At 69.0% G+C, this 5,691-nt stretch carries 7 protein-coding genes; all 7 read right to left on the bottom strand.

The features are described 5' to 3' along the window. Positions 1-344: dihydroneopterin aldolase (gene folB / locus ACM2XV_RS11560; protein ID WP_487027028.1), on the bottom strand; the 344-nt coding region annotated here is incomplete at its 3' end. Next, on the bottom strand, positions 344-1,141 hold the full coding sequence (gene folP / locus ACM2XV_RS11565; RefSeq protein WP_344776761.1) for a dihydropteroate synthase: 798 nt from the start codon (positions 1,139-1,141) through the stop codon (positions 344-346). The genes folB and folP, both read right to left, overlap by 1 nt. Beyond that, positions 1,138-1,776, bottom strand: a complete 639-nt coding sequence (gene folE, locus ACM2XV_RS11570) for a GTP cyclohydrolase I FolE (RefSeq protein ID WP_487027029.1) — start codon at positions 1,774-1,776, stop codon at positions 1,138-1,140. The genes folP and folE overlap by 4 nt, the downstream gene beginning before the upstream one ends. A 9-nt stretch (positions 1,777-1,785) precedes the next feature. Continuing rightward, positions 1,786-3,786, bottom strand: a complete 2,001-nt coding sequence (ftsH, locus tag ACM2XV_RS11575) for an ATP-dependent zinc metalloprotease FtsH (protein WP_344776763.1) — start codon at positions 3,784-3,786, stop codon at positions 1,786-1,788. 169 nt (positions 3,787-3,955) lie between these two features. Further along, the gene (locus tag ACM2XV_RS11580; RefSeq protein WP_487027030.1) at positions 3,956-4,261 is read right to left on the bottom strand and encodes a GIY-YIG nuclease family protein; all 306 of its coding nucleotides are present in this window, start codon (positions 4,259-4,261) and stop codon (positions 3,956-3,958) included. A 199-nt stretch (positions 4,262-4,460) separates the two neighbouring features. After that, on the bottom strand, positions 4,461-5,012 hold the full coding sequence (gene hpt, locus ACM2XV_RS11585) for a hypoxanthine phosphoribosyltransferase (protein WP_344776768.1): 552 nt from the start codon (positions 5,010-5,012) through the stop codon (positions 4,461-4,463). A 37-nt stretch (positions 5,013-5,049) separates the two neighbouring features. After that, positions 5,050-5,691, bottom strand: a 642-nt coding sequence (locus ACM2XV_RS11590; RefSeq protein ID WP_487027031.1) for a tRNA lysidine(34) synthetase, incomplete at its 5' end; no start/stop codon positions are given.

The following is a 5,691-nucleotide window of genomic DNA, read 5'->3' on the forward strand; positions in this document are numbered from 1 at the left end:
ACCGTGACGGCGACATCGTCGAACGGCACGGGAATCGGCGCATCGGGCTTGTGCACCGTGGCGCGCACGCGGTCGACAGCGGGGAACGCGAGCGCGACGCGGGCCACGCGCTCGGCGACGGTCTCGATGAGGTCGACCGGGTCGGCGGCGACGGCGGCGTGCACGGCCTCGGCAAGCTCGCCGTAGTGCACGGTCGCCGCCAGCTCGTCGCCGCGCGCCGCGGGCGCGAGATCGAGCCAGACCGTCAGGTCGATGACGAAGGTCTGCCCGTTCTCGCGCTCGAAATCGAAGACGCCGTGGTTCGCCCGCACGGCGAGTCCGGTCAGGGTGATCGAATCAGCCATCAGGAGAAAGCCTTCCATTGCTCGACCACATCGAGCGCGAGGCGCGTAGAGGCGGCGTCGTGAACGCGCACGCCCCACACGCCGTCGCGCGCGGCGAGCGCGCTGATCACGGCGGTCGGCAGATCGCGGTCGGCGACCGGCGCGTCGTCGGGCAGCAGTGCGCCGAGGAAGCGCTTGCGGCTGGCGCCGATGAGCACGGGGAATCCGAGCTCCTCGAGCAGGTCGAGCCTGGCGAGGATCCGCCAGTTGTGCTCATGGTTCTTCGCGAAGCCGAGACCCGGGTCGACGACGATGCGCGAGCCGTGGATGCCCGCGTCGAGCGCCCGGTCGACCTGTGCCCTCACCTCGTCGCGCACGTCGGTCGCGGCATCCGCGTAGCTCGCGAGCGCGTTCATGTTCGCGCTGTGACCGCGCCAGTGGCTCAGGATGTAGCCGCAGCCGAGCTCGGCGGCGGTGCCCAGCATCTCGGGGTCGGCCTGGCCGCCCGACACGTCGTTGATCCACGAGGCGCCCGCCTCGATCGCGGCGCGCGCGGTCGCGGAGTTCATGGTGTCGATCGAGGTGCGGATGCCTCGGGCCGTGAGTTCCCTGATCACTGGCAGCACCCGGCCGAGCTCTTCGTCGACCGGCACGCGGGGTGCGCCCGGGCGGGTCGACTCGCCGCCCACGTCGATGAGGTCGGCGCCGTCTGCGGTGAGGGCGGCGGCGTGCTCGACCGCGGCCTCGACCGAGGTCCACTTGCCGCCGTCGCTGAACGAATCGGGCGTGACGTTGAGCACGCCCATGACGAGCGTCACTCCCCCGCCCCCGATGCGGCGGGTCCGCTCGGCAACACGTCCGCGGGTCGACTCGGCGAAGCCGAATGGAGACCCCCGATCAGCGTGATGACCTCGGCGCGGCGCACGGGGTCGTCGAGCTCGCCGCGGCTCGCGACGGTCACGGTCGAGGAGTGCACCTGCCGCGCACCGCGGGTCGTGACGCACTGGTGCTGCGCATCGAGCACGACGACGACGCCGCGAGGGTCGAGCCCCTCGACGAGGCTGTCGGCGATCTGCTCGGTGAGCCGTTCCTGCAGCTGGGGGCGCGCCGCGAGCACGTTGACGAGCTGCGGCAGCCGCCCGAGGCCGACGACCTTCTGCGCGGGCAGGTACGCGAGGTGGGCACGGCCGAGGAACGGCAGCAGGTGGTGCTCGCACACCGAGCGGAACTCGAGGTCGCGCACGATGACGAGCTCGGGCTCGACGTCGCCGACGGGGATCGTCTCGCGCAACGGCTCGAGCGGGTCGGCGCCGAGGCCGGCGAAGAACTCGGCATAGGCATCCGCGACCCGGGCGGGCGTCTCGCTCAGCCCGGGTCGCGCGGTGTCCTCGCCGATCGCAGCGAGCAGCTCGGTGACGGCCGCCTCGACGCGCGCACGGTCAATGCCGCTCACGCCGCTGCCTTACGCGGTCGCGGGGCGCGGGTTGATTCCGGGGCTGCGGCGGGGCCGCGAGCTGCTGTCGATTCCGCCGTCGGTCACACCCGGGTCGATGGGAGCCTTGGGGGTCGGCATCTCGATCGGGGGGATGTTCGGCAGCGGCCGGTTCGGGCTCGACACCCACTGCGGGCGCTCGGGCAGCTTCTTCACGTCGGCGAAGATCTCGGCGATCTGGTTGTGGTCGAGGGTCTCTTTCTCGAGGAGCTCGGCGGCCAGTCGGTCGAGGATCTCGCGGTTCTCGTTGAGCACCTGGTATGCCTCGTCGTGTGCCTTCTCGATGAGGGCGCGCACCTCGGCATCGACCTTCTGCGCGATGTTCTCTGAGTAGTCGCGCTGGTGGCCCATGTCGCGGCCGAGGAACATCTCGCCGGAGGACTGGCCGAGCTTCACCGAGCCGATGTCGGCGCTCATGCCGTAGTCGGTCACCATCTGGCGGGCGATGCCCGTGGCCTTCTCGATGTCGTTCGCGGCACCCGACGTGGGGTCGTGGAAGACGATCTCCTCAGCGACGCGGCCGCCCATGGCGTAGGCGAGCTGGTCGAGCAGCTCCTCGCGGGTCACCGAGTACTTGTCTTCGAGGGGCAGCACCATCGTGTAGCCCAGCGCCCGGCCTCGCGGCAGGATCGTGATCTTCGTCACCGGGTCGGTGTGGCGCATCGCGGCGGCGGCGAGGGCGTGGCCGCCCTCGTGGTACGCCGTGATGAGCTTCTCCTTGTCCTTCATGACGCGGGTGCGGCGCTGCGGGCCGGCGACGACGCGGTCGATCGCCTCGTCGAGGGCGCGGTTGTCGATCAGCTGCGCGTTCGAGCGGGCGGTGAGCAGCGCGGCCTCGTTCAGCACGTTGGCGAGGTCCGCACCGGTGAAGCCGGGCGTCTTGCGCGCGACGACCTCGAGGTCGACCGACTTCGCAAGCGGCTTGCCGCGGCCGTGCACCTCGAGAATGCGCTTGCGGCCGAGAAGGTCGGGCGCGTCCACGCCGATCTGGCGGTCGAAGCGGCCGGGGCGCAGCAGAGCGGGGTCGAGGATGTCGGGGCGGTTGGTCGCCGCGATGAGGATGACGTTCGTCTTGACGTCGAAGCCGTCCATCTCGACGAGCAGCTGGTTCAGCGTCTGCTCGCGCTCGTCGTGGCCACCGCCGAGGCCCGCGCCGCGGTGGCGGCCGACGGCGTCGATCTCATCGACGAAGATGATCGACGGCGCGTTCTGCTTGGCCTGGTCGAACAGGTCGCGCACGCGGCTCGCGCCGACACCGACGAACATCTCGACGAAGTCGGAACCCGAGATGGAGTAGAACGGCACGCCCGCCTCGCCCGCGACGGCGCGGGCCAGCAGGGTCTTGCCGGTTCCAGGGGGGCCGTAGAGCAGGACGCCCTTGGGGATGCGGGCGCCGACGGCCTGGAACTTGGCCGGCTCCTTGAGGAAGTCCTTGATCTCCTGCAGCTCTTCGATGGCCTCGTCGGCGCCGGCGACGTCGTCGAAGGTGACCTTCGGGCTCTCCTTCGAGACGAGCTTCGCGCGGCTCTTGCCGAACTGCATGACCTTGTTTCCGCCGCCCTGCATGCCCGCGAGCATGAACCAGAACAGCGCGCCGATGGCGAGCACAGGAATCAGGAAGCCGAGCACCGAGCCCCAGATGCTGGGCTGCGGAACCTTGTCGTCGAAGCCCTTCGAGAGGTCGGCGTTGTCGACCGCCTTCACCACGTCGGCGCCGCGCTGGTTCACGTAATAGAACTGCACGTGGTCGCCGTTGTCGCCGTCGGGCTGGTTCAGAACGAGGTCGACGCGCTGATTGCCGTCGATGATCTGCGCCGACTGGACCTTGCCGTCGGCAAGCAGCTCAAGGCCCTTCTGCGTGGTGATCTCCTTGAAACCGGACATGGTGAAAACACTCATGCCGATCCACACGATGATGCCCGCGAGAACGATATAAGGAATCGGCCCACGGAAGAGCTTCTTGAGATTCATGGTGCTACGAGGTTACGCCCTGACATCTGGGCGGCACCTCCCTGTTCGCCGCAGGCGTTCTATGTGTCACCGCAGTGCGACTCGGCGAAGCCGAACGCCGCGGGTCGACTCGGCGAAGCCGAACGCCGCGGGTCGACTCGGCGAAGCCGAATGGAGACCAGGCCGCGGCCTAGCCGCTCGAACGCTTCCTCTTGAGTTGTCGCCTGTTCCCCGTGTTGCGGTGCACCTCACCCCAGTCACCGCGAATCAACGCCTCGCGCTTTGCCCGACTCCATCCCTGGATCTTCTTCTCCATGGCATACGCGTCGGCGACGCTCTCGTACTCCTCCGCCCACACCAACTCGACAGGCATCCGCTTGCTCGTGTAAGCAGAGCCCTTGCCAGATGAGTGCTGCGTCATGCGGTCGTCGAGGTTCCGAGTCGACCCGACGTAGTAGCTCCCGTCGGAGCATCTGAGCATATAGACGAACGGCATGCGGCCACAGTGACCGAGCACGGCGGATGCCTGGCCAGCGGCTCCCCCGATCGGTGGAGTACTGACGCCACGAACAGCCTGTGCTGTCGAAGAATCTCGGGTCTCCATTCGGCTTCGCCGAGTCGACCAGCGCGAGCCTCGTCTCGGCGCGGCTTCGCCGAGTCGACCAGCGCGAGCCTCGAGCAGCCGATCAGGGACCTCAGCTGTAGACGTGCGGGGCGAGGATTCCGATCGAGCGCAGGTTGCGATAGCGCTCGGCGTAGTCGAGGCCGTAGCCGACGACGAACTCGTTGGGGATGTCGAAACCGAGGTACTTCGCGTCGATGTCGACCTTGGCCGCTGTCGGCTTGCGCAGCAGCGCGCAGATCTCGAGCGAGGCAGGGTTGCGCGACTGCAGGTTGTGGCGCAGCCAGTCGAGCGTGAGGCCCGAGTCGATGATGTCCTCGACGATGAGCACGTTGCGGCCGGCGAGATCGATGTCGAGGTCCTTCACGATGCGCACGACACCGCTCGAGTGGGTGCTCGCGCCGTAGGACGACACCGCCATGAAGTCGATCTCGACGTCTCGGTGGAGCTCGCGGGCGAGATCGGCCATCACCATGACCGCGCCCTTGAGCACGGCGATGAGCAGCAGGTCGCGCCCCTCGTAGTCCGCCTCGATCTGGCGGGCGAGCTCACGAAGCTTGTCCTTGATCTCGGCTTCTGAGTAGAGGACTCGGGACAGGTCGGATTCGACGTCTTCCGGCAGCATGCGAAAAGCCTATTTGCTGTTCGAGGGGCCGGATGCCTCAGCGAGTCGACCGCAGCACGAGCAGCCGCCCCTCGCGCGCGGCGGTGAAGCCGGGAAGGTCGAGCGGCTGCTGCCCGCGCCAGTCGGTCACGAGCCGCAGCACCGCCTGCACGTGCACGCGGGTGAGCGCCACCCCGAACTCGGACTGCGCGACGAACCGCACGATCCGCCCGCGCAGCGCCGGCGGGTTCGCCTCGAGCGCGCTGACCGCGATGCCGATGCCTGCCTCGACGTGCTCGACGATGTCTTCGATGACCTCGTCGATCATCTGCTGAAACGCGTCGTTGTCCTCACGCAGCTGCTCGGCGGTCCGCGCGAGAGCCTCGGCGACGCCCGGCCCGAGCTCGCTCTCGAGCACGGGAAGCACGCGCTCGCGCACGCGCACGCGCGCATAAGAGAGGTCGAGGTTGTGCGGGTCGTCCCACGGGGTCAGGCGCGAGTCCGCGCAGAACGCGCGCGTCGCCGCCCGACGGATGCCGAGCAGCGGCCGCCGATGCAGCCCCGCCTCGGCCGCCATCCCCTGCAGGCTGCCCGCGCCCGACCCGCGCGCGAGCCCGAGAAGCACCGTCTCGGCCTGGTCGTCGAGCGTGTGCGCGAGCAGCACCGCGGCGGCGTGATGATCGGATGCCGCAGCCTGCAG

Source organism: Gryllotalpicola sp. CP2-P1 (assembly GCF_057512245.1).

Excerpts from the sequence above, each read along its gene's own strand:
- hpt (WP_344776768.1), bottom strand. The coding sequence starts at position 5,012 with ATGCTGCCGGAAGACGTCGAATCCGACCTGTCCCGAGTCCTCTACTCA.
- ftsH (WP_344776763.1), bottom strand. The coding sequence starts at position 3,786 with ATGAATCTCAAGAAGCTCTTCCGTGGGCCGATTCCTTATATCGTTCTC.
- ACM2XV_RS11580 (WP_487027030.1), bottom strand. The coding sequence starts at position 4,261 with ATGCCGTTCGTCTATATGCTCAGATGCTCCGACGGGAGCTACTACGTC.